The sequence below is a fragment of the Campylobacter concisus genome, assembly GCF_050447485.1.
GTDB classification, from domain to species: Bacteria; Campylobacterota; Campylobacteria; order Campylobacterales; family Campylobacteraceae; genus Campylobacter_A; species Campylobacter_A concisus_BQ.
The window spans coordinates 1,086,478-1,107,606 of sequence record NZ_JALMFY010000001.1 but is presented as its reverse complement, the minus strand read 5'-3'; the positions used below and the strand labels follow the sequence as shown (position 1 = coordinate 1,107,606).

The 21,129-nt window shown below is 40.7% G+C and carries 22 protein-coding genes; 10 read left to right on the top strand and 12 right to left on the bottom strand.

The genetic code is table 11. The features are described 5' to 3' along the window. Nucleotides 1-24 precede the first annotated feature (24 nt). The 3 genes from MTT29_RS05600 to MTT29_RS05590 form a co-directional block, all read right to left on the bottom strand. On the bottom strand, nucleotides 25-1,533 hold the full coding sequence (locus tag MTT29_RS05600) for a flagellin B (RefSeq protein WP_429800019.1): 1,509 nt from the start codon (nucleotides 1,531-1,533) through the stop codon (nucleotides 25-27). 98 nt (nucleotides 1,534-1,631) lie between these two features. Next, nucleotides 1,632-1,943, bottom strand: a complete 312-nt coding sequence (locus tag MTT29_RS05595) for a type II toxin-antitoxin system PemK/MazF family toxin (protein ID WP_429800463.1) — start codon at nucleotides 1,941-1,943, stop codon at nucleotides 1,632-1,634. After that, on the bottom strand, nucleotides 1,943-2,188 hold the full coding sequence (locus MTT29_RS05590) for an AbrB/MazE/SpoVT family DNA-binding domain-containing protein (RefSeq protein WP_429800018.1): 246 nt from the start codon (nucleotides 2,186-2,188) through the stop codon (nucleotides 1,943-1,945). The genes MTT29_RS05595 and MTT29_RS05590 overlap by 1 nt, the downstream gene beginning before the upstream one ends. Before the next feature lie 123 nt (nucleotides 2,189-2,311). Here MTT29_RS05590 and topA point away from each other — a divergent pair, with 123 nt between their 5' ends. From topA to crcB, 4 genes are all read left to right on the top strand, one after another. Then, nucleotides 2,312-4,426 carry a type I DNA topoisomerase gene (gene topA, locus MTT29_RS05585; RefSeq protein ID WP_429800017.1) on the top strand — a complete coding sequence of 705 codons (2,115 nt, stop codon included), beginning with the start codon at nucleotides 2,312-2,314 and terminating at the stop codon, nucleotides 4,424-4,426. A gap of 61 nt (nucleotides 4,427-4,487) precedes the next feature. Continuing rightward, the gene (locus MTT29_RS05580; RefSeq protein ID WP_429800016.1) at nucleotides 4,488-5,207 is read left to right on the top strand and encodes a leucine-rich repeat domain-containing protein; all 720 of its coding nucleotides are present in this window, start codon (nucleotides 4,488-4,490) and stop codon (nucleotides 5,205-5,207) included. A gap of 386 nt (nucleotides 5,208-5,593) precedes the next feature. Further along, nucleotides 5,594-6,433, top strand: a complete 840-nt coding sequence (locus MTT29_RS05575; protein WP_429800015.1) for a biotin synthase — start codon at nucleotides 5,594-5,596, stop codon at nucleotides 6,431-6,433. Further along, the gene (gene crcB, locus MTT29_RS05570; protein WP_429800014.1) at nucleotides 6,433-6,786 is read left to right on the top strand and encodes a fluoride efflux transporter CrcB; all 354 of its coding nucleotides are present in this window, start codon (nucleotides 6,433-6,435) and stop codon (nucleotides 6,784-6,786) included. The genes MTT29_RS05575 and crcB overlap by 1 nt, the downstream gene beginning before the upstream one ends. A 544-nt stretch (nucleotides 6,787-7,330) precedes the next feature. Here crcB and MTT29_RS05565 read toward each other — a convergent pair. Next, nucleotides 7,331-7,813 (bottom strand): hypothetical protein, encoded by a 483-nt coding sequence (locus MTT29_RS05565; RefSeq protein ID WP_103606668.1) that lies wholly within the window; start codon nucleotides 7,811-7,813, stop codon nucleotides 7,331-7,333. Nucleotides 7,814-7,929: 116 nt separating this feature from the next. On the opposite strand from MTT29_RS05565, the gene MTT29_RS05560 reads away from it, so the two are divergent. Genes MTT29_RS05560 through MTT29_RS05550 form a run of 3 tightly spaced genes read left to right on the top strand, consistent with a single transcriptional unit; the run spans nucleotide 7,930 to nucleotide 11,173 of the window. Continuing rightward, entirely contained in the window at nucleotides 7,930-9,093 is a 1,164-nt protein-coding gene (locus MTT29_RS05560; RefSeq protein ID WP_429800013.1) for a cation:proton antiporter, read from the top strand. A 2-nt stretch (nucleotides 9,094-9,095) separates the two neighbouring features. Next, complete coding sequence (locus MTT29_RS05555; RefSeq protein ID WP_021084651.1) at nucleotides 9,096-10,373, top strand: citrate synthase; 1,278 nt, start codon at nucleotides 9,096-9,098, stop codon at nucleotides 10,371-10,373. Beyond that, nucleotides 10,370-11,173: a 3'(2'),5'-bisphosphate nucleotidase CysQ family protein gene (locus MTT29_RS05550; protein ID WP_429800012.1), complete on the top strand. Its 804-nt coding sequence runs from the start codon at nucleotides 10,370-10,372 to the stop codon at nucleotides 11,171-11,173. The genes MTT29_RS05555 and MTT29_RS05550 overlap by 4 nt, the downstream gene beginning before the upstream one ends. Before the next feature lie 2 nt (nucleotides 11,174-11,175). Here the strand turns inward: MTT29_RS05550 and MTT29_RS05545 are convergent, their stop codons facing one another. From MTT29_RS05545 to MTT29_RS05510, 8 genes are read right to left on the bottom strand one after another with little or no spacing between them, the layout of a single operon-like run. Then, nucleotides 11,176-11,640: a damage-inducible protein gene (locus tag MTT29_RS05545; protein ID WP_429800011.1), complete on the bottom strand. Its 465-nt coding sequence runs from the start codon at nucleotides 11,638-11,640 to the stop codon at nucleotides 11,176-11,178. A 1-nt stretch (nucleotide 11,641) separates the two neighbouring features. Further along, the gene (locus MTT29_RS05540; protein WP_429800010.1) at nucleotides 11,642-13,198 is read right to left on the bottom strand and encodes a methyltransferase regulatory domain-containing protein; all 1,557 of its coding nucleotides are present in this window, start codon (nucleotides 13,196-13,198) and stop codon (nucleotides 11,642-11,644) included. 9 nt (nucleotides 13,199-13,207) lie between these two features. After that, nucleotides 13,208-13,705 carry a redoxin family protein gene (locus MTT29_RS05535; RefSeq protein ID WP_103565976.1) on the bottom strand — a complete coding sequence of 166 codons (498 nt, stop codon included), beginning with the start codon at nucleotides 13,703-13,705 and terminating at the stop codon, nucleotides 13,208-13,210. A 36-nt stretch (nucleotides 13,706-13,741) separates the two neighbouring features. Then, entirely contained in the window at nucleotides 13,742-14,416 is a 675-nt protein-coding gene (gene modB / locus MTT29_RS05530) for a molybdate ABC transporter permease subunit (protein WP_429800462.1), read from the bottom strand. Continuing rightward, nucleotides 14,416-15,273 (bottom strand): sulfate/molybdate ABC transporter ATP-binding protein, encoded by an 858-nt coding sequence (locus MTT29_RS05525; RefSeq protein ID WP_429800009.1) that lies wholly within the window; start codon nucleotides 15,271-15,273, stop codon nucleotides 14,416-14,418. The genes modB and MTT29_RS05525 overlap by 1 nt, the downstream gene beginning before the upstream one ends. A gap of 2 nt (nucleotides 15,274-15,275) precedes the next feature. Next, nucleotides 15,276-15,665 (bottom strand): TOBE domain-containing protein, encoded by a 390-nt coding sequence (locus MTT29_RS05520; RefSeq protein WP_429800008.1) that lies wholly within the window; start codon nucleotides 15,663-15,665, stop codon nucleotides 15,276-15,278. Next, entirely contained in the window at nucleotides 15,662-16,417 is a 756-nt protein-coding gene (gene modA / locus MTT29_RS05515; protein WP_429800007.1) for a molybdate ABC transporter substrate-binding protein, read from the bottom strand. Before modA ends, MTT29_RS05520 begins: the two co-directional genes overlap by 4 nt. Then, nucleotides 16,418-17,200, bottom strand: a complete 783-nt coding sequence (locus MTT29_RS05510) for a TOBE domain-containing protein (RefSeq protein WP_429800006.1) — start codon at nucleotides 17,198-17,200, stop codon at nucleotides 16,418-16,420. A 155-nt stretch (nucleotides 17,201-17,355) separates the two neighbouring features. On the opposite strand from MTT29_RS05510, the gene MTT29_RS05505 reads away from it, so the two are divergent. Genes MTT29_RS05505 through MTT29_RS05495 form a run of 3 tightly spaced genes read left to right on the top strand, consistent with a single transcriptional unit; the run spans nucleotide 17,356 to nucleotide 21,128 of the window. Next, nucleotides 17,356-18,072, top strand: coding sequence for an MlaA family lipoprotein (locus MTT29_RS05505; RefSeq protein ID WP_429800005.1), 717 nt, complete (start codon nucleotides 17,356-17,358; stop codon nucleotides 18,070-18,072). Between the two features lie 2 nt (nucleotides 18,073-18,074). Continuing rightward, complete coding sequence (locus MTT29_RS05500; protein ID WP_429800004.1) at nucleotides 18,075-18,671, top strand: ABC transporter substrate-binding protein; 597 nt, start codon at nucleotides 18,075-18,077, stop codon at nucleotides 18,669-18,671. 6 nt (nucleotides 18,672-18,677) lie between these two features. Further along, the gene (locus MTT29_RS05495; protein ID WP_429800003.1) at nucleotides 18,678-21,128 is read left to right on the top strand and encodes an efflux RND transporter permease subunit; all 2,451 of its coding nucleotides are present in this window, start codon (nucleotides 18,678-18,680) and stop codon (nucleotides 21,126-21,128) included. The last annotated feature ends 1 nt before the right edge of the window (nucleotide 21,129 follow it).

The following is a 21,129-nucleotide window of genomic DNA, read 5'->3' as shown; positions in this document are numbered from 1 at the left end:
CAAAGAAACTTCACTCAGCTCCTACTATTGTAGTAGCTTCATTACGTTTTGTTGAACGCTGTTTGCTTGACTCATAGCATAAGCACCTGATTGAGCTAGGATGTTATGTTTTGAGAATGTTGCAGACTCGCTAGCAAAATCTACGTCCCTGATTTGTGATTCTGCTGATTTTACGTTAACTTGAGTTACAGTGATGTTATTAACTGTAGCTTGAAGTTGGTTTTGAACTGAACCAAGGTCTGAACGAACTTGATCAAGTGTTTTTTGAGCTGACTCAGCGATACTCATAACACCCATCGCACCGCGAAGTGTCATAACACCTGCAGATTGAGCTACTGATAAAGATGCACTCATTCTTTGGAATCCCATAGCTGTTGCTAGGTTTTTATCTATTTGTCCCCTGACATCTCTTAGGGATACTGATTGCTGAGCACCACCACCATCAGAGAATGCTATTGATAATTTAGTAGCACCGCCTCCTACTAGTTTAATATCTCTACCATCAAGACGAACTAGGTTTAATCTGCCTACAAATCCAGCTGTCAAAGACGTACCAGCAGCAGCTGCGCCTTTACCGCCAAGACCATTAGAGATGTCTTTGCCAGTTGCAACGATAGCACGGCCATCACGGCTTGTAAGAACCATTTTGCCAGTTTCGGCGTCAACTGAGGCTTCAACACCAGTTTGATCTTTTACAGAGTTGATAGCATTTACAAGTGCACCGTTTGCATCATTTGCTTTAACTTCTAGGTCGCCGATTTTAACGCCGTTGATTGTTAAAGACTGAATTAAACCACCAGCGATAGCTGCACTAGCTTTCCAAGTAACGTCAGCTGTAGCTCTAACACCAGTTTTATCAGCAACTTTGTTGATATTTTCTGCTAGTGCTCCAAGACCTTTGCCAATGCCTGTTGAGATAACAGCAGATGTAACGCCAACATCATTTACACCATCAACGTTTAAGAATTTAAGATTTACTACATCCATTTTGGTAATTAATTTTGAGCTCTCAAAACGTGTAAGACCGATCTTGTCAGATGTAGTCGCACCAATACTTGCTTTAACAGTTTGGTTTGAATAAGCACCTATTTGGAATTCTTTATTAGAGAATGTTCCGTTTAGTAGTTGCTGACCGTTAAATGAAGTAGTGTTACCGATATTGTCAAGCTCCTCCATTAGACGAACGATATCAGCTTGCAATGCTTGGCGTGATTGAGTTGTTTGGCCGTCTTGAGCTGATTGAGTAGCTTTAGTCTTGATAGTATCAAGAATTTTTAGCTGCTCGTCCATAGCTTTGTCGGCAACTTGAATGATACCAATAGCATCATTACCATTTGCAATAGCTTGACCTAGAGCTGAAGCTTGGCTTCTTAAGCTATCTGCGATAGATAGACCTGAAGCGTCATCTGCAGCTGTTTGAATTCTAAGACCAGAACTAAGTTTGTTAAGTGACTTAGATAGGTCAACGTTGTTGCTAACTGCGTTAGCGTGTGTGTTAAGTGCGTTTACGTTTGTGTTAATACGAAAACTCATTGTAAATCCTTTTATGTTTTAAGTTACGACTTCATGTCGCACGAAAACTATATCGATCGGTTTTGAAAAAAGTTTATAGATGAAGTAAAAAATTTATATCATAAAAACATTTGATGTAAAATTTCTTTTAACTCTTCTATCTGTTCGCCCTTTAGCTCGCCAACTTTTGAAACAAATCTATCAACACTTACACATCTTATCTGATCGCAGAGTATTTTTGCTTCTTTATCAAGCAGCTTGAAATTTACTCTATAAGGTGCATCAAAACCTTTGCTTGCGATAGGTGCAATTAACCTAGTTTGTAGATAGTCAAGCTGAGGTGGCGAAACAATTACGCAAGGTCTAGTTTTTTGTATCTCGGCTCCAATCGTTGGATCAAGTCTTATAAACCAAATTTCATATCTGCTCATCACCACTGCCACTCTTTATCACTTACGTCGGTAGCTTCAAACCCACTATCTATTTTTTCACTTTGTGCTAGTTTTCTAAGCTCTAAAGTATCCCACTCGTTTATATCATTTTGTTTAACTGGTCTTAAAAATATGCCATCTTTTAAAATTTCAAGAGAAATTTTTTTAAATCCAAACTGCTCTATAACAGCCTTTGGAAGCCTTATGCCTTGCGAATTTCCTATTTGGATTAAATTTGTTATCATGCGTTTGCTCCTTTTGCGTAATCATATTGTAATTACATTTAAAAGCACTTAAAGAGATTTTATGGTTTCAATCGATTTTATTTCTGCTACAATTACGCCAAAAAATTTAAAGGCTATATATAAATGAAAAGCTTAATCATCGTGGAATCTCCCGCAAAAGCAAAGACTATTAAAAATTTCCTAGACAAAAGCTACAACGTCATCGCCTCAAAAGGCCACATCAGAGACCTTCCAAAAACTAGCTTTGGCATCAAGATAGAGGATGATAAATTTACCCCAGAGTATCGCATCAGCAGCGATCACTCCGCCATCGTAAAAGAGATAAAAGAGCTTGCTAAGGGTGCAGATGAAATTTACCTCGCGACCGATGAGGATAGAGAGGGTGAGGCGATCGCGTTTCACATCGCAAATGCCATCGGCAAAGAGCCAACCAGCCTGCCTCGCATCGTCTTTCACGAGATCACTAAAAGCGCCATACAAAACGCTTTAAAAAGCCCAAGACACGTCGATATGAACAGCGTCAATGCCCAGCAAACAAGGCGCTTGCTTGACCGCATAGTTGGCTACAAGCTAAGCCCGCTTTTAAATTTAAAGATACAAAAAGGCTTAAGCGCTGGACGTGTGCAAAGTGCAGCGCTAAAGATAATAGTCGATCGCGAGCGTGAAATTCAGGCATTTAAACCAGTTGAATACTACACTATCGACACCGTTTTTAAAAAAGATCTAGATGCTGAGCTAGTTAAATTTGAAAATCAAAAGATCGAAAAGCTAACCATCCAAAACCCAGACCGCGCAAAATATATCATTGAAAATTTACAAAATGAGAAATTTAGCGTCCGTGAGATCGAGAGCAAGGATAGAAAGATCCAGCCAAGCCCGCCATTTATGACTTCAACACTTCAGCAAAGTGCGAGCAACCGCCTTGGTTTTAGCCCTAAAAAAACGATGATGATCGCGCAAAGCCTCTATGAGGGTGTGCAAACAAACGAGGGCTTCATGGGTGCGATCACTTACATGAGAACGGACAGCTTAAATTTAGCCAAAGAGGCCGTCGCAGCCGCTAGAGAGCACATCTTGCAAAACTACGGCAAAGAGTATCTGCCAGCCAAAGCGATAAGCTACACAACAAGCTCAAAAGGCGCGCAAGAAGCCCACGAAGCGATCCGCCCTACAAATTTAAACTTCACACCGCAAATCGCCGCTAAATTTCTAGAAAAAGACGCGCTCAAACTCTACACGCTCATCTACAATAGATTTTTAGCCTGCCAAATGAGCGCATGTGTAAGCCAAACGCAAAATGTCTATGTCGCAAGCAAAAAAGGCGAGTTTAAGATAAGTGGCAGAAAGGTGCTATTTGACGGCTTTTACAAGGTTTATGGCGAGCTTGATAAGGATAAAATCTTGCCAAATTTAAAAAAGGGCGACGAGATGAGCTTGCAAAGCATAAAAAGCACGCAAAACTTCACCGAGCCACCAGCCAGGTACTCTGAGGCTGGCCTTGTTAAAAAGCTAGAAAGCCTAGGCATCGGCCGCCCAAGCACCTACGCACCGACCATCTCGCTGTTAACATCAAGAGACTACGTGAGGATCGAGAAAAAGCAGCTCATACCAAACGAGATCGCATTTAGCATGATAGGCGTTTTGGAGGAGCACTTTAGCAACATCGTCGATAGCGAATTTACCTCACATCTTGAAGAAAAGCTCGATGAGATCGCACTTGACAAGGCTGACTGGCAAAAGGTGCTAAGCGACTTTTACTATCCATTTATGGAAAAAATTAGCGCTGGCAAAACCGGCATAAAAAGCCTAAAAACAGCCACTCCGATCGGCGAGAAGTGCCCAGAGTGCGGAAGCGAGCTAGTGCTTAGAAAGGGCAGATATGGTGAGTTTATCGCTTGTTCAAATTTCCCAAAATGCAAATACTCAAGAAACGTCGCAAAAGATAATGAAAAGAGTGCAGAAACTGGCTCTACAACGGCAGCTAAACCAAAACGCGAGCTTAAAAAGCTTGATGTGCCATGTCCAAAATGTGGCGGCGAGATCGTCGAGAGATTTAGCAGGCGCGGTAAATTTTATGGATGTGCCAACTATCCAAAATGCGACTTCATCTCAAACTACGAGCCAGTCGCGCAAAAATGCGATGAGTGTGGCGGCGATATGATCAAAAAAGAGCTTAAAAAAGGCACTTTTATAGAGTGCACAAAGTGTAAGAAAAAGACACTTATCTCTGAAAATTAAAATTTCTAGCCAAATTTTAGCCCTTGAGCCTAAATTTGGCTTATAAATTTTTGGACTTTAAATGCCTGAAACTATCGTAGAAGTTAGCCAGTATAAAGGGCAAAAGAGCCTTGTGATAAACTGCACGCAGCTAGGAGATAGCTTCACGCCGCAGTATAAAACCGCCAAGCAAAAAAGAGCAGTGCTTGATGAGTGGTACGACTTTTTAAGAAGCGAGCAGGAGGCATTTGACGAGCTTAACTTTTGCACCAAAATGCCTCAAGAGCTCTTTGACGCAGCGTGCTACCAAAGAAATTTAAAGAGCCTTCACATCAAATGGGGCTCGTATGAGAGCCTTGACGCGCTAGCAAATCTTTCTAGCCTAGAGAGCCTTTTTGTAGGCTCAGGAGCTAGCGTAAAAAGCATCGCGCCGATCGCGACACTTACTGGGCTTGAAAGCCTTGCGGTGGAGAATTTTCAAAAGATAAGCGACTACTCTGCGATTTCAAATTTGCAAAATTTAAAGAGCCTAGAGATCAGCGGAGACGGACTTTCGCCTAAATTTATCCACATCGAAAGCTTAGAGTTTTTGCGCCAGATGCCTGGGCTAACCAGCCTTGTGATCTTGGTGGCTAGGCTAAAAAGCAAGGACTACTCGCCTATCTTATCTCTAAAATCCCTCACCCACCTAAGCCTGCCACCACAGCATGCGCTTTTTGGACTTTTTGACGAGCTTAGTGCTTTGCCAAATTTAAAAACAGGGCTTTTAAAAGAGCGAGCGGAAATTTATAAGAAAAGATGATGCTGTAAATTTAAATTTTTATCATAGTTTTATTTCAAAGGGCAAATTTTAAAATTTCATTCACTCGCAAGAATTGACTACTAAAATTTAGCTTCGCTTACAGCTTAGCTCAAATTTTAGAGCCGAAATTACTCGTTCATGAAATTTTAAAATTTTTCAGAGCTTTTTAAGTCGCATGCAGTGCGCTAGCACTGTTGCATGCCACTTCGAACGTCGTCGGGGTTAGGGGATTGTTAAGGGGGAAGGGAGCGACTTCGTAATTCAAGCCTCTTCCCCCTTAACAAAGGAATAAACATTTAAATTTACCTATTTCTCATAAATTCAAGCCACTCTACTTAAATTTTAAGCCTACCAAAGCTATAATGCTCCCCAAAAAAGGATAAAAAATGAAAACGATTATGCTTTGTGCGATATGCTCCGTCACGCAGGGAAACTGCGCTGAGGACTGTGCTTATTGCACGCAAAGTGCCAAAGCTGGCGCTGATATCACAAAATTTAAAGAAAAAAGCGTGCAGCAGGTGGTGGATGAGGCCAAAGTGGCATATAAAAACCACGCTCTTGGCTTTTGTTTAGTCACAAGTGGCGCCAGACTAAATGACAAAAAGACCGACTACATCGCATCTTTAGCAAGAGCTGTGAGCAAAGAAGTGCCAAATTTGATGCTCATCGCATGTAACGGTATGGCGACTTACGAGCAGCTTTGCGAGCTCAAAAATGCTGGCGTTTTTAGCTACAACCACAACCTAGAAACTAGCCGCGAATATTTCCCCAAAATCTGCACAACACACTCTTGGGACGAGAGATATCAGACAAATTTAGACGCAAAAAGGTCTGGGCTCATGCTTTGCACTGGCGGCATTTACGGCGTTGGCGAGAGCGAGGCCGACAGGGTGAGCTTTAGAGCCAGCCTAAAAGAGCTTGAGCCGTTTTCGTCGCCTATAAATTTTTTCATTAAAAATGAAGCATTGAGTCTTGATCTGCCTCCTCTTAGTGCGGATGAAGCCCTAAAAATAGTGCGTGAGACCAAAAGCGCGCTGCCAGAAACTAGGGTCATGATAGCTGGCGGCAGGGAGAAGATATTGGGCGAGAGGCAGTACGAGATCTTTGAAAATGGCGCAGATGCGATCGTGATAGGCGACTATCTCACCGCAAAGGGCGAGAAGGCGAGCAAGGACATCGAGGAGCTTACAAAGCGCGGTTTTAGCTTTGCAAGCATCTGCCACTAATGCTAGTAAATTTACTTTGTGCGGGGCTTGGGGGCTTTATCGGAGCTGGATGCAGGTTTTTAGCTGGTGAGCTGCTAAAATTTAGCCACTTTCCCCTAGCCACGCTTGGTGTAAATGTGCTTGGCAGCTTCATTATCGGCGTTTTATTTTGCTTAAATTTAAGCCAAAGCGTGAGAGTTTTCTTAGTCGTTGGCATACTTGGCGGCTTTACCACGTTTTCAAGCTTTAGCCTTGATAGCGTTAAATTTTTACTAGAAGGCGAACTCGCAAAGGGCTTTTTAAATATATTTTTTAGCCTAGTCCTTTGCCTGTTCGCAAGCTATCTTGGCATCTTGCTTGGTAAAAATTTGTGAGAACTTGCAAATTTAACAGAGCTGTTTATAAATTTAAATTTTGCTAGATTTTCTTAACCTCACGCTGTACGCCAGTGCTATCGCATGCACCTCTAACGTGCGAGGGCTTTAGGGGACTTAAAAAGGGGGATAAGGGGACAGCCTTCGTGTCTGCCCTGCACAAGTCCCTTGCCTCCCTTTTGATAAATTTATATCTCAAAGCAAATTTTAAAATTCCATTCACTCGCAAGAATTGACTACTAAAATTTGGCTTCGCTTACAGCTTAGCTCAAATTTTAGAGCCGAAATTACTCGTTCATGAAATTTTAAAATTTACTTGACACTTATCTGTTTAATAAAGCAAATTTGCAAATTTTAAAACTTTACTCACTCGCCTTAGCAGACTACTAAATTTAGGGCTCATAGCCACTCGCCACTAAATTTAGAGCCGTGATATGCTCGTTCATAAATTTTAAAATTTACTTGACGCTTATCTGACTTGATAAATAAAATTTGTCGTAGTTTTTAACCGCATGCATTATGTAGCGTCGCCACATGCGCCTCTCTACCTAGCCTCTACCTTTGGCATCTGTAGCATAAAATTTCTAGCTTCGCTTAAAAGTACCGGTTTAAGTGCATCTGCTAAGGTTTTTGGATCGTAAATCCTCTCATACGAAAGCATCATAACTCCATCTTTTTTAAGTAAAAAGTGGATTATTTCTATATTTTTGCTCTTAGTTTCATCTTTTATGAGGGCTAAAATTTGATCATTTTCTTCACTAAAAAGCACGTTTTTATCTTGCTTAAGAGCCCTTTTTAGCTCTTCTAACTCGTTTTTTGTCTTGACATCTTTGTCAAACTTTACCTTAAAAGCGGCAAAGTGCTCGTCCATGTTTTCATTTTTTAAAAAGTAAAAACTCTCATTTTTAACCACTTGCTTTTTATAAAATGTGCTGCCATCAAATCTAAAACTCTCAACTAAATTTAGCTCGCCTGCCAAAGAAAAGACGCCAAAAAATATCAAAATAAAAAGGCTAAATTTACGCATAAAATTTCACTCCAAATTTCTAAAAATAGCCGCCATTTTGCCCAAATTTTGCTTAGCTTAATCAAAAAATAACAAAGCTTTTTATACAATCAGGCATTTTTATTTTAAGGATCTTTTTGCAGTTACACCAAGCAAGCGAGCTTAGCATCCTTGTCGTTTTGGCATTTATCGTCTTTGCTTCGCCTTATATTTCTAAAATTTTACGCATCCCAGTCGCACCTGCTGAGATACTACTTGGAGCGGTTGCCGGCTACATCGGAGTCGTTGGCGACAACGAGATGTTTAAGCTCATCAGTGAAGTTGGCTTTTTCTTTTTGATGTTTCTAGCTGGCATGGAGATCGATCTTAGGATGCTCATAAACATCGACCGTAAAATTTTGCGCCTTGGACTCATCTACCTTGCGCTCATCTACGCTCTAGCCACGGCCCTGACGCTAGGACTTGAGCTTAGCCTGCTTTACATCATCATCATCCCGATAATGGCCGTTGGTATGGTATTTACACTATTTAAGGAGTATGGCAAGCAGCAAGAGTGGCTAAATTTAAGCATGCTAATAGCAACTATCGGCGAGCTTTTAAGCATCACGCTTCTAACATTTACCGCTGCTTACTTGCAGTTTGGAGCGAGCATAAATTTATGGCTAACGATTGGCTATTTGATCCTGTTTTTGGCTATTAGCGTGCTTAGCTTTAAAATTTTGGACGTGCTTTTTTGGTGGTATCCGGGGCTTAAAGTGGTGCTCATGCCGCACTACGACAAGGACGAGAAGGACATCAGGCTTTGCATCGCGGTATTTTTCACGATGATAGCCTTGATGCTATATCTAAATTTAGAAGTCGCCTTTGGCGCGTTTATCGCAGGTATGTTTATCACGACATTTTTTGATCACAAAAAGGACTTGCCGCACAAGCTTTCAAGCTTTGGATTTGGCTTTTTGGTGCCGATATTTTTCATCCACATAGGCTCTACTTTCAAGCTTTCAAGCCTAGGATCTAGCGAAGTGATAAAGGATGCTATTTTTATATTTTTAGCGATGCTTGGCACGAGAGTTATATCTAGTTTGCTTTTTTTGGGCAAGCTTGGCTTTAGAGGGATATTTTTATTTTCCGTTTCGCAGTCTATGCCGCTCACTCTTTTGATCGCAGTTGCTACTATCGCACACAAATCAGGCGAGATAAGTGACTATTCTTACTCATCTTTCATCCTAGCAAGCCTCGCACAAGCTATAATAGGAGCTATAATCATCAAAATTTTAATGCAATCAAAAAGCAAGGAGTAAAAATGTCATCAAATACAGCCACACTAATCGACAACCGAACTGGCAAGAGCTATGAATTTCCTATCCTAAAAGGCACGATGGGACCAGACGTCATCGACATATCGACCTTTTTTAGCGATACTGGGATGTTTACCTTTGACAGGGGCTACACCTCAACTGCGATGTGCCGCTCAGCCATAACCTACATCGATGGCCTAAAGGGCGAGCTAATGTATAGGGGCTACGACATCGCCTACTTGGCTGAAAATAAGACATTTTTAGACGTTGCCTACCTACTTTTAAACAAAGAGCTACCAACTAGCGAGCAATACAGGGGCTTTAAAGATGAGCTCAAAAAAAGGAGCTTCATACATGAGGGCATGATGAAGCTTTTTGATGCATTTCCAGACAAGGCGCACCCTATGGCGATCTTGCAAGCAGCAGTCTCAGCGCTAAGTGCCTTTTACTCAGACCACCTAAATATGGACAAACCTGAAGAGTATCACGAAATGGCTATGCGTATCATCGCCAAGATCCCAACGATAGCGGCCTTTAGCTACCGCTACTCACGCGGACTTCCTATCATCTATCCAAATTTAGATCGTGGCTTTACTGAAAATTTCCTCTATATGATGAGAGGCTATCCATACGAGCACGTCGATCTTAAACCTATCGAGATAAAGGCGCTTGATACGGTCTTTATGCTGCACGCTGACCACGAGCAAAATGCCTCGACGACTACCGTTAGGACTGTTGGCTCTACGCACGCGCACCCATACGCATGTATAAGTGCAGGTATCGGCGCACTTTGGGGCTGGGCTCATGGCGGGGCAAACGAGGGCGTCATCCGCCAGCTTGAAGAGATCGGCTCGGTCGCAAACGTCGATAAATACATCGCTAGAGCAAAGGATAAGAACGATCCGTTTAGACTAATGGGCTTTGGTCATAGGGTCTATAAAAACTTTGACCCGCGCGCAAAGGTGCTCAAAAAGATGAGAGATCAGCTGATGGATGAGATTGGCATTAGCTCAGAGCTCATAAAGATCGCCAACCGCATCGAAGAGATCGCGCTAAATGACGACTACTTTGTAAGTAGAAATTTATATCCAAACGTTGATTTTCACTCAGGGCTCATCCTAAAAGCGCTTGGCATACCAAATAATATGTTTGCCGTCATCTTCGTCATTGGCAGGACACCAGGCTGGATCAGCCAGTGGATCGAGCTAAAAGAGCAAGAGAGTATAAAGATCGTCCGCCCAAGACAGCTCTACGTCGGAGAGACAAACAGAACACCAAAATGAGTGAGCTTTTAAATTTAGCCATCAAGGCAGCCATCAGCGCTGGGGGTGAGATAATGAAATTTTACTCATCTAATAGCCAGGCGCTTAAAGTTTGCCTAAAAGATGACAGCTCGCCGCTAACTAGCGCTGATCTAGCGGCAAATGAGGTGATACTAAAAGAGCTAAGCAAAAGTGGGATAAAAATTTGCTCTGAAGAGAGCATCTTGCAAGAGAGTGACAAAGATGAGTTTTGGCTAGTTGATCCCCTTGATGGCACGAAGGAATTTTTAGCTAGAAATGGCGAATTTTGCGTTTGTATAGCGCTTATAAAAGAGGCTAGGCCGGTGCTTGGCGTCATTTTTATCCCAGTTAGCAAAGAGCTTTTTTACGCTGATGAAAACGGCGCTTTTAAAGAAATTTTAGGCGCTAATGATGAGATCGTAGAAAAACAAGATCTAAATGAAAAAGCTAAAAGCTTAAATAACTTCATCTTTTCAAGCAGAAGAGGCGAGACGAAGAAGGTTGAGCTCATAAGAGATAGTTTAAATTTAGAGCAAAAATGCATCGGATCTGCCATTAAATTTTGCCGTTTAGCTGAGCTTGGCGGGATATATGTGAGATTTAGCCCAAGCTATCTTTGGGACAACGCTGCAGGTGAGGCGGTAGTGAAATTTAGCGGTGGCAAGGTCTTAAACGCTAGTGATAGATGCGAGCCAAGCTACAAGCTAGCGGATCTAAAAAGTCCATTTTACGTAGCTTTTGGTAAAAATGCTTTGAGCTTAGAGGATGAAGTTTTTAGGCTGATAGAGCAGGGCAGATAAAGCTACTTGCACCTTATCTCACCACTCATCTTTAAAAATGCGCTCTCGTTTTGCTCTAAAAATTTATTTGCCGCTTCTAAATCCTGAAATTTATCTTTTAGCCTGATCACTAAAGTGCCACATTTTAGCTCTCTAGCTCGCTCTAAACTGGCATCAAAGCTTTGCGTTAGATCATTTATGCTTTTTATCAAAAGATCGTTTTTGCCTAGCTCTTTTACGTTAAATTTAGCGTGTCTCTCAGCTCTTACTACGCCAAGATAGTTTGCGACTTTAGCGTTACTTATGTAGATGAAAACTCCCTCACGCAAGTTGCTGCTAAATGCCACTGCATCATCTTGTTCAAGTATCTTTGCAAGCTCTTGGCCGCCGTAGTTTAGGCTACTTTTAAGATTTAGGTTTTTCACGCTTGGCTTGCTAGCACAACCTACTAGAAATATACAAAATATAAGAGCAAGAATTCTTTTCATTTTAAATTTCCTCAAGCAAATAGAGCATGCTAGCAAGTTTTGCTGTGCCTACGATGTAGCCCTTTAAGTGGGCTACTAATTTGTCATTTTTAAGCTCTTTGCCATTTTTATCAGATATTTTTATGCTGTTTTCTTTTACAAATTTTAAACTCTTAGCAGCTATTTCTTCTAAATTATTTTTGCCATCAAGTAGTAAAAATATATAGTAATCAAGCCTGTCAAGACGTTCTGTGAGACCAAATTTGTTTGCAAAGGTAATGTCGGCGTTATCTTTATGGTTTAAAAAATACTTTATATAGCCAGTTAAATTTGTCTTTAGCCTTGAGTAATTTGGAGCGTACTCTATATCTTTTAGCTCATCTTTTACGATCATTGCGCTTGCTGAGTTAGTTAAAAGTCTTACAAAAGCGCTATAAACTGCGAGCTTATCTTCTGGCAAAATCTCTAAAATTTGAGAGAGATTTATACTTGCTGGATACATTTTGTAAAATACCTCACAAAGCCAAGAGATATCTTGAGGCATAAGAGCAAATTTATCGTGCCAGCCATCATCTTTTTTTATAAAGTCGTCCACAACGTGAATTTTATTTACATCGTTTGGGCCTATTTGTTTGTTTGCCACGCTCTCATAAGCCTTAGCATGTACGATGAGGCTTTGTCTAAAGACCTTATTGCTAAGTATATCCATAAACTGCTCTAGATCGATCCTATCTTTAAATTTCTTATCTTTATAGCTATCTACATGCTCTATGCCAAGATCTGGCACAAAAAGATCTTCAAGTCCGCATTCGCAAAGATAGGCAAGCTCGTTTTTAACAAGCATGGCGTTAAAGTCTTTAAAATAAAATGGGTTATTTATATCTTCTAAAAACTCATGAGCTACGTAAAAATCACTTTTACTAAGAATATTATCTATCCAAAATAGCAATAATTTGGCTGGTATCTTATTTTCATAATTTTCGCCAAGCTTTGTTAGCAATACCTCTTTATAGACTAAAAGTGCCTCTTTAGCTGCCTTTAGCTTCTCTTCTGTGCTATCTTTATCTTTTGCGGCGAGCAGCATGAGATCACGCACGACATCTTTTACCTTCCAGCCAGGATAGACATTGTAAGAGATAAAAGCCACACCGTTTTGGCTTAAATTTTCTCTTATAACTCTTAGTATCGCCTCTTTTACAAAGTCAGGCACCCAGCTAAAGACGCCGTGAGCTATGATGTAGTCAAATTTCTCATCGCTTTTAAACTCACAGATATCGCCGTGGATTAGCTCTAGATTATCTAGTCCTATCTCCTTTACGATCTCTTTGCCACGCCTTATCTGCTCGCCGCTAAGATCGATGCCAACTACTCTTGCGTTCTCGTTATTTACGGCAAATGGGATCAAATTTCCGCCAAAACTGCACCCTATCTCCAAAACTTTCGCGGTTTTGCAAGGAGGTGGATTGATACCAAGAAGCGTAGCGCAGGCCTCTAGTTTATAAGGCGAGCTTTGCGCAAATGCTGCTGATTTGTAAGTTAGTTCATCATAAGACTTTTCGATCTTGCTATTTTGGCTCATTTTACCCTCCTAGTACTCTTTATTTTGCAATTTTTCTAGCATATTTTTAGCGTCATTTTCAGGCTCATCAACGATATATGCGCGCCTTATATTGCCACCTTTTATGATAAGCGTTTGACGAAAGTAAAATTTATGCCCATTTGAAGCTGCAAATACCGGAAGCTCAAGCGCGCGCTCTAGCATAAACTCGCTATCATTTAAAAACATCACGCCAGTTGCAGTCTCTTCTTCAAATTTCTTTTGAGCCGCGATATCTTGGGAGCCAATAGCTACTACCATAAAGCCAAGATCGTTAAATTCTTTAAGAAGTTTTTTGTAGTTTATCGCTTGCTTGGTGCAGCCTTTCATGCCCGCAGTATTTTGTAGCTGTTCGCTTAAAAGCTCAAAATCCTCGCCTATCTTTGGGTAAATAAAAACCACGCAGTCATGGCTCCTTGCAAAGGCAGAAAAGTCAAATTCTTTACCGTCTAAAGTCCTTAGATAGATGCTTGTAGGCACTTTTATCATCTTTCATCCTTTAAAATTTTTATCTATTATATATCTTTAAGCTTTTTTAGAATTTAAGAGATAGACGACAAAAAGAACGAAAAAGCTAATTATTAGCATCAAAAGGGCATAGATGTGAGCTTTGGTATAATCAAGCATCTCAACCGCCTCAAATATCGCGATACTAGCGACCTTGCTCTCGCCAGCCACGCTGCCACCTATCATCAAAACCACGCCAAATTCGCCCATCGTATGAGCAAAACTAACAACGATCGCAGTTAGTAAGTTTGATCTGATACTTGGCAAGATGACCCTAAAAATGGTCGTGAGCCTACTTTTACCAAGGCTATAGCTCGCCTCAAAAAGGCTCTTTTTTAGGCTATTTAACCCAGCATAAATAGGCCCAAACATAAATGGCAGCGAGTAGATGCAGCTTGCCACAACAAGGCCAGTGAAGTTAAAAACTAGCCTCACGCCAAAGAGCTCTTCTATAAATTTGCCAAAAAATGAGTAAGGCGAGAGAAAAATGAGCAGATAAAAGCCAAGAACGCTTGGCGGCAGCACCAAAGGCAGCGAGATGATGGACTCTAAAAATGCCTTGCCAAAGAATTTCTTTTGCGACATAAAGTAAGCAAGCCCTACGCAGAAGAAAAATAGGATAAAGGTCGTGATAAAAGAGAGTTTTAGTGATAGCCAAAATGGCTCGAAATCAATATTTGCTAGCTCGCTCATCATGCTTTTACCAAATTTACGCCAAAGGCTTTTGTGCTAACTATGGCCGTGTCGCCAGCTCTTAGCCCACTAGCTTCTGCGCTACTTAGCACGACTTCACAAATTTGGCGGTTTATGAGCACGCTTGCTACAAAAATGGCGTCACACTTTTTGATCTCCAAAACCTTAGCGTTAAATGCAAATTTTTGCGATCCTGCACTTTTTAAAAATATCTCACTCGCACTGCCAGACCTTGAAATTTTGCCATTTTCAAGGACAAAAACCTTGCTACAAAGCTTGTAAATTTCAGCTATGTCGTGACTTACTAAAATAACGCTCATCTTAAACTCATCGTGAAGTGCTAGTAAATAATCCTGCAGCTTCTCGCGCATAGCGTTATCTAGGGCGCTTAGTGGCTCATCTAGCAGTAAAATTTCTGGCTTTCTCATCACCGCACGAGCAAGTGCCACGCGCTGCTTTTGACCACCTGAAAGGGTGCTAATTTTCGCGTTTTTTAGGCTCTTTAGCTCGCAAATTTCAAGCAGTTTGTCCGCTAAATTTTCATCATTATTTGCAAAGAGCAAATTTTTAAAGACATTCATATTTTCAAAAAGGGCGTAGTCTTGAAACAAAAAGCCGATATTTCGCTTTTGCGGGGCTAAATTTGTCTTTTCGTCAAAAAATATCTTATCTCCAACCTTTATCACGCCACTTTGTGGGGCTTCAAAGCCAGCGATAAGCCTTAAAATCGTCGTTTTACCTCCGCCGCTTGCTCCATAAAGTGCGACAAACTCGCCACTCTCAAAGGCAAGCTCAGCCTCGAGCATAAATTTACCGCCACCGCCATTTAGCTCTTTTTTGCAAGAAATTTCTATCATTTTTAAGCGCTTATGTGGATACTTGTTGATTTAACGTAGGCAAAAACCTGCTCACCTACCGCTAAATTTAGCCCTTTTAGAGCGTGATCTGAGATGATAGCCTCAAAGCAAAGCTGCTCACACTTTAGGCTAACTATACTTAAAATTTCGCCACGAGTTATGCCAGCGACCCCGCATTTTAGCTCATTTTCAAGCGAACTAGCCTCAAGTCTAAGCCTTGATAAGATGACGTCTGAGCTTTTGAAATTTAAGCTCACCTCATCATTTAGAGCAAATTTGCTAGCCTCATTTAAGGCTAGCATATATAAATTTATCTCTAAATTTAGGCACTCAAGCTCAAAAAAATTGACGCCATCTTTGGATGAAATTTGAACGATCTTTGCTTTTATCATTTAGCTGGGACGTTGTAGCCAAATTTCTTGAAAATTTCTCTTGCTTTATCGCCTAAGACAAATTCGTAAAATGCCTTAGCATCAGCGTTACCATCAGCATGTTTTAAAAGTACGATGCCTTGATCGATCGGAGTGTAGAGCTCTTGAGGTACGAAGATGTAGTTAGTGCCCTCTTTATATTTTTCCATTTTTTTGTCAAACAATGCGCTAGCAGCGATAAATCCAACATCTGAAGCGCTCAATGCTTGAGAAAGTGTCTCAGAAATTTTTTGAGCGTAGACGATGTTTTTCTCTACTTCGTCATAAAGTTTTGCATTTTTAAGAGCTTCGATGCTTGCCTTGCCGTAAGGTGCGGTTTCTGGATTTGCTATTGAGATCGCTTTTAAGCCGCGAACCACTTCGATGCCCTTTTTAAAATCCACGCCTCTGATAGAAAAGATAGCCACAGCGCCTTGTGCATAAACTTTTGGAGCAGCCACTGCAAAGCCTGTGTCGTAGGTCTTTTGCGCAAAGCCCATATCAGCAGCCATAAAGATATCAGCTGGGGCCGAGTTTTGTATCTGCGTGACAAGGCCACCGCTTGCGCCAAGAGTTAGGTTGATCTTAGCGTCTGGATGAAGCTTGTTAAACTCTTTTATAAGCTCAGGAAACGCATAGGTCGTGTTTGCTGCGGCATAAACATTTACCTCTGCGCCAAAGGCGTTTATAGCTAGCAACGCCGCCACACATAAAAATTTAAAAACCCTTTTCATTTATACTCCTATTATGATTTGAGATGATTTTACTATCGCTATTAGCGTGTCGCTAACGCCTATTTGCATATCCATCGCGCTATCTTTTGTGATGATGGCAGTGAGCGTCTGCTCGTCGCTTAGCTTTAGCGTGATCTCAGCATTTACAGCGCCTATCTTAGCCTCTATGACCTCGCCTTTTAGCTGATTTTTAGTGCTTATTTTTAGATCAAGGTCTTTTGCGAGAATGACTGCTGGAGCTTTAAAGATGAAAACCACCTTTTGACCCACTTTTAGGCCTAAATTTTTCTCGCTCTCAACTGTTATTGTCGCTTCAAGCGTGTTGCCATTGCTTAGTTTTGCGGTGATTTCAGAATTTACAGCGCCTCTATTTATACTAACGATCTCGCATGAGAGCTGGTTTCTGGCGCTTAAATTCATACTCATCCTTTGAAGGTTTATGATATCAACATCTTCAAAATCAACCTTTTGACAAATTTTTTGCAAAAAGTCCTTTTGTGTCTCAAGGATAGCGTCGTAAATTTTTATCAGTTTTTTGGCATATGGGCTAAGCTCTGAGCCGCTATTTTTCTTGTTGCCATCGGCCCTTACGATTAGTGGTTTGCTACTTTTGTTATTTATAGTATCTAGACAGTCCCAAGCGTTTTTGTATGATATGCCGACAACCTCAGCTGCTTTTGTGATGCTTTTTGTCTCTTTTATCGCCTTAAGTAGCGCTATATGCTTTGCTAAAACCTGCGTATCTTCGCCTAGAAATAGCTCTAAATTTATATCTGCTTTCAAAATTTTAACCTCTAAATATATAATAATAATTTGCAAAGTATATCTAATTATATTAATACAAAAACTTAAAATTACAAATTTTCTTTAATTTCTTGTAAAGTTTCAAGAAGATAAAATCTAAGCCACGTTTTATAAATAAATTTTAAGGTTTTATGATGAAATTTTTGCTTGCTATCTTTTGTAGCCTGCTTTTAGCCTGTGCCAGCGCCGACATAAACGCGACTAATGGCAATGAAAAAGATGACTTTGATGTTGAATTTGAGGCAAGAAGTGACGTTTTTGACCCGCTTAGTGGCTACAACAGAGTGATGACAAATGTAAATGACTTTATCTACATAAACATGCTAACTCCAGTAGCAAAAGGTTACGCTTATGTTGTGCCAGCCACAGCTAGAACGATGGTTGCAAATTTCTTTGACAACCTCCTTTTTCCAGTGCGCTTTGTAAATAACCTGCTTCAGTTTAAATTCCAAAATGCTGGCGAAGAGACTTTGCGCTTTTTGGCAAATACGATAATTGGCTTTGGTGGGCTAACAGACGGGGCAAAATACTATGATCTCAAGCCTCACAACGAGGACTTTGGACAGACCCTTGGATACTGGGGGCTTGGAAGCGGCTTTCACATCGTTTGGCCACTTATCGGACCATCAAATTTAAGAGATACTGGAGGCCTAGTTGGCGACTATTTTGCCGATCCTATCAGCTACGTAGACCCTATGCTTTTATCGGTTGGTATCAAATCTTATAGAGCATTTAACGGCTTTTCACAAGATCCAACTGCCTATGAAAAACTAAGAAAAGATGCGATTGATCTATATCCATTTTTACGTGATGCTTACGAGCAAAGACGCGATAAACTTATCAAGGAGTAAGTATGAAAATTTTAAAAATTCTAGCAGCGGTTTTACTTTTTGCAACTAGCCTTTTTGCTATGTCAAAAGAGCAGATAAAGCCTGAAATAGAGGCAAAAACTGTTAAAGTGATCGAGGTTTTAAAAAATGCAAATTTAGATGACAAGGCAAAGACAAAAGAGATATTTGTGCTGCTTGATCCATTTTTTGACTACAAGCAGATGGCAAAGATCAGCCTTGGCAAGCGCTACAATAGCCTAAATGCCGACGAGCAAGCCAAATTTGACGCTGCTTTTGAGCAAAAGCTAAAAAGCTCATACATCGACAAACTTTTAGGCTACAAAGATCAAGAGATCCGCATAACAGGCCAAAGTGAGCCACAAAAAAATAGATACTGGGTCACATCTGAGCTAGTAAATGACGGCAAAAGCTATGAATTTGTCTATAAATTTTACGACGCAAAGGAGCGCGGCTGGCTCATTTACGACCTTGATATCGTTGGCGTGAGCATCATTCAAACTTATAGAAGCCAGTTTGGCGACGTGCTAAACAATGGCGATTTTAATACGCTTTTACAAAAACTAAACGAAGCGGTTTTGCCTGATCAAGATAAAAAATAACCCTTGATGCGACAAATTTTTAAATTTATCATTGCCAAAAACAAGCTTGTTATCTCGCTTGTCCTGCTTTTAAGCGTTGTTTTTGGCTGCCTTAGCACAAGACTAAGCATCGACGCCTCAGCCGAGACCTTGCTACTTGAGCATGACCCTGACCTAAAGGCGTATAGACAGATCGCCAGCCGCTACGACTCACCGGGGCTTTTAGTGGTCGCTTTTACACCAAAAGATGATCTTTTTTCACCTAAAAATTTAGAGCTTATTAAAAATTTAAGCGACGAACTTGCCAAAAACGATATGGTTAGCAGTATCACTTCTATACTAAACGTGCCGCTTCTAAATAGCGTAAAAGGCGGCGTTACAGGCATCTTAGAGCACACGCCAACACTAAGTGATAAAGATATAAATATCTCAAAAGCAAAGCTTGAGTTTGCAAAAAGTCCCATTTATAGTGGAAATTTGATAAGCAAAGATCTAAAAACCACGGCGATAGCGCTAAATTTAAAGCAAGATGATAAATTTAACGAGCTTGTAAATGAGCGAAATTTACTTAGCCAAAAAGAGTCAAACGGCACTATCACGCAGGCAGAAAAGCTTAAATTTCAAGCACTTGTGGCTGAATTTAAGGCCTACCGAGATGAGCTTAGAAAGAGCGATCACAGCAACCTTGAAAAAATAAAGGCAACTATCGCTAAATTTAACGCAAACGATGAGATATTTCTAGGCGGCGCAAATATGATCGCTGATGATATGATAGGCTTTATAAAGAGCGATCTTTTGGTTTACGGCTTAAGCGTTCTAGCGCTTCTTAGCTTTAGTTTGTGGTTATTTTTTAGGCAGCCAAGATGGATCATCTTACCGATGTTTATCTGTGCAGTGAGCGCCATTTTTACGACGGGAATTTTTGGTATGTTTGGTTGGGAAGTGACGGTCATTAGCTCAAACTACATCGCACTTCAGCTAATTATCACCATCTCAACAGTCATCCACCTAGTCGTTAGCTACCGAGAATTTTACGCAAAACATCCAAAATACAGCCAAAATCAGCTCATCTATCTGACACTTCGTGACAAATTTTCTCCATCTTTTTGGGCGATATTTACAACGGTTATTGGCTTTAGCTCATTAATGAGTGCCGATATAAAGCCAGTTATCATGCTTGGCATTATGATGAGTGCGGGCATTAGCGTTTCACTCGTGCTTGCCTTTTTGCTTTTTGGCTCGGTAAATGCAAATTTAAAAAAGCTCGCCCCTGTTAGGACATTTGAAAACAGCTTTAAATTTACAAAATACTGCGCAAATTTAGCCCTAAACTCAAGAAAGATCATCTACGCAGTTTGCGTGTTAGTCGTCTGTTTTGGCATTTATGGCATAAGCAAGATAAAGGTTGAAAACAGCTTCATTGGCTACTTTAAAGAGAGTACGCAGATCCGCCAAGGCATGCAGATTATCGACACAAAGCTTGGTGGCACGATCCCAGTTGATGTGATAGTGAAATTTAAAGAGATCGAGCCAAAACAAGAAAAAAGTGATGAAAAAGACGACTTTGAAAGTGAGTTTGAAAACGACGCAAAGAGCGCAAAATACTGGTTTAACAGCTACCACACAAGGATCGCTGAGAAAATTCACGACCATTTGGCGCAGCAAAAATTTGTAGGCAACGTAAGCTCGCTTGCAACGCTCATAAAGGCGATAAAAGAGCTAAATAACGGCGTTAGTGATGATTTTTTGCTAGCAGCGATGTATGAGAAGCTACCACTTGAGTATAAAAACATCTTGTTAAGTCCTTACGTGAGCGTCGAAAACGACGAGCTTAGATTTAGTTTAAGGATCATCGATAGTGACTCTGATCTTAGGCGAAATGAGTTTTTAAAAGAGCTTAAGGCTGGGCTTGCAGAGCTTACCAAAAGCGATAATGTAAGCATAGAAGTAGCCGGCATGATGGTGCTTTACAACAATATGCTTCAAAATTTACTTAGCTCACAGGTTGATACATTTGGACTAACGGTTGCGATACTTTTTGTCATATTTTGCTTTGTTTTTAGAAGTATCAAGCTAGCAACCATCGCAATAGTCTCAAATTTGATCCCGCTTTGCACGCTCTTTGGCGTGATGGGATTTTTTGGCATACCGCTTGATGTGATGAGTATTACGATAGCGGCCATTAGTATAGGTATCGGCGTTGATGATATCATCCACTACATCCACCGCTTCAAAGAGGAGCTGCTTACAAAGGACGTTTTTGAGAGCATCAAGGCTGCACACGCTAGTATAGGATACGCGATGTATTACACCTCATTTACCATTTTCCTTGGATTTAGCGTGATGATAACGAGCAACTTTATACCGACTATTTATTTTGGCTTGCTAACTGATCTAGTTATGGTATTTATGCTGCTTGGCGCGCTCATCATCTTGCCAAGTCTCATTGCTAGTTTTGTGAAAAAGCGCGAGGTATAAA

Bases quoted from the DNA above. Each gene is read 5' to 3' on its own strand.
- crcB (WP_429800014.1), top strand. From the start codon at position 6,433: ATGCTAGTAAATTTACTTTGTGCGGGGCTTGGGGGCTTTATCGGAGCT.
- MTT29_RS05500 (WP_429800004.1), top strand. From the start codon at position 18,075: ATGAAAATTTTAAAAATTCTAGCAGCGGTTTTACTTTTTGCAACTAGC.
- MTT29_RS05520 (WP_429800008.1), bottom strand. From the start codon at position 15,665: ATGATAAAAGCAAAGATCGTTCAAATTTCATCCAAAGATGGCGTCAAT.
- MTT29_RS05600 (WP_429800019.1), bottom strand. From the start codon at position 1,533: ATGAGTTTTCGTATTAACACAAACGTAAACGCACTTAACACACACGCT.
- MTT29_RS05575 (WP_429800015.1), top strand. From the start codon at position 5,594: ATGAAAACGATTATGCTTTGTGCGATATGCTCCGTCACGCAGGGAAAC.
- MTT29_RS05525 (WP_429800009.1), bottom strand. From the start codon at position 15,273: ATGATAGAAATTTCTTGCAAAAAAGAGCTAAATGGCGGTGGCGGTAAA.
- MTT29_RS05505 (WP_429800005.1), top strand. From the start codon at position 17,356: ATGAAATTTTTGCTTGCTATCTTTTGTAGCCTGCTTTTAGCCTGTGCC.
- MTT29_RS05555 (WP_021084651.1), top strand. From the start codon at position 9,096: ATGTCATCAAATACAGCCACACTAATCGACAACCGAACTGGCAAGAGC.
- MTT29_RS05550 (WP_429800012.1), top strand. From the start codon at position 10,370: ATGAGTGAGCTTTTAAATTTAGCCATCAAGGCAGCCATCAGCGCTGGG.
- MTT29_RS05535 (WP_103565976.1), bottom strand. From the start codon at position 13,705: ATGATAAAAGTGCCTACAAGCATCTATCTAAGGACTTTAGACGGTAAA.
- MTT29_RS05590 (WP_429800018.1), bottom strand. From the start codon at position 2,188: ATGATAACAAATTTAATCCAAATAGGAAATTCGCAAGGCATAAGGCTT.
- modA (WP_429800007.1), bottom strand. From the start codon at position 16,417: ATGAAAAGGGTTTTTAAATTTTTATGTGTGGCGGCGTTGCTAGCTATA.
- modB (WP_429800462.1), bottom strand. From the start codon at position 14,416: ATGAGCGAGCTAGCAAATATTGATTTCGAGCCATTTTGGCTATCACTA.
- MTT29_RS05595 (WP_429800463.1), bottom strand. From the start codon at position 1,943: ATGAGCAGATATGAAATTTGGTTTATAAGACTTGATCCAACGATTGGA.
- MTT29_RS05565 (WP_103606668.1), bottom strand. From the start codon at position 7,813: ATGCGTAAATTTAGCCTTTTTATTTTGATATTTTTTGGCGTCTTTTCT.
- MTT29_RS05495 (WP_429800003.1), top strand. From the start codon at position 18,678: ATGCGACAAATTTTTAAATTTATCATTGCCAAAAACAAGCTTGTTATC.
- MTT29_RS05580 (WP_429800016.1), top strand. From the start codon at position 4,488: ATGCCTGAAACTATCGTAGAAGTTAGCCAGTATAAAGGGCAAAAGAGC.
- MTT29_RS05545 (WP_429800011.1), bottom strand. From the start codon at position 11,640: ATGAAAAGAATTCTTGCTCTTATATTTTGTATATTTCTAGTAGGTTGT.
- MTT29_RS05540 (WP_429800010.1), bottom strand. From the start codon at position 13,198: ATGAGCCAAAATAGCAAGATCGAAAAGTCTTATGATGAACTAACTTAC.
- topA (WP_429800017.1), top strand. From the start codon at position 2,312: ATGAAAAGCTTAATCATCGTGGAATCTCCCGCAAAAGCAAAGACTATT.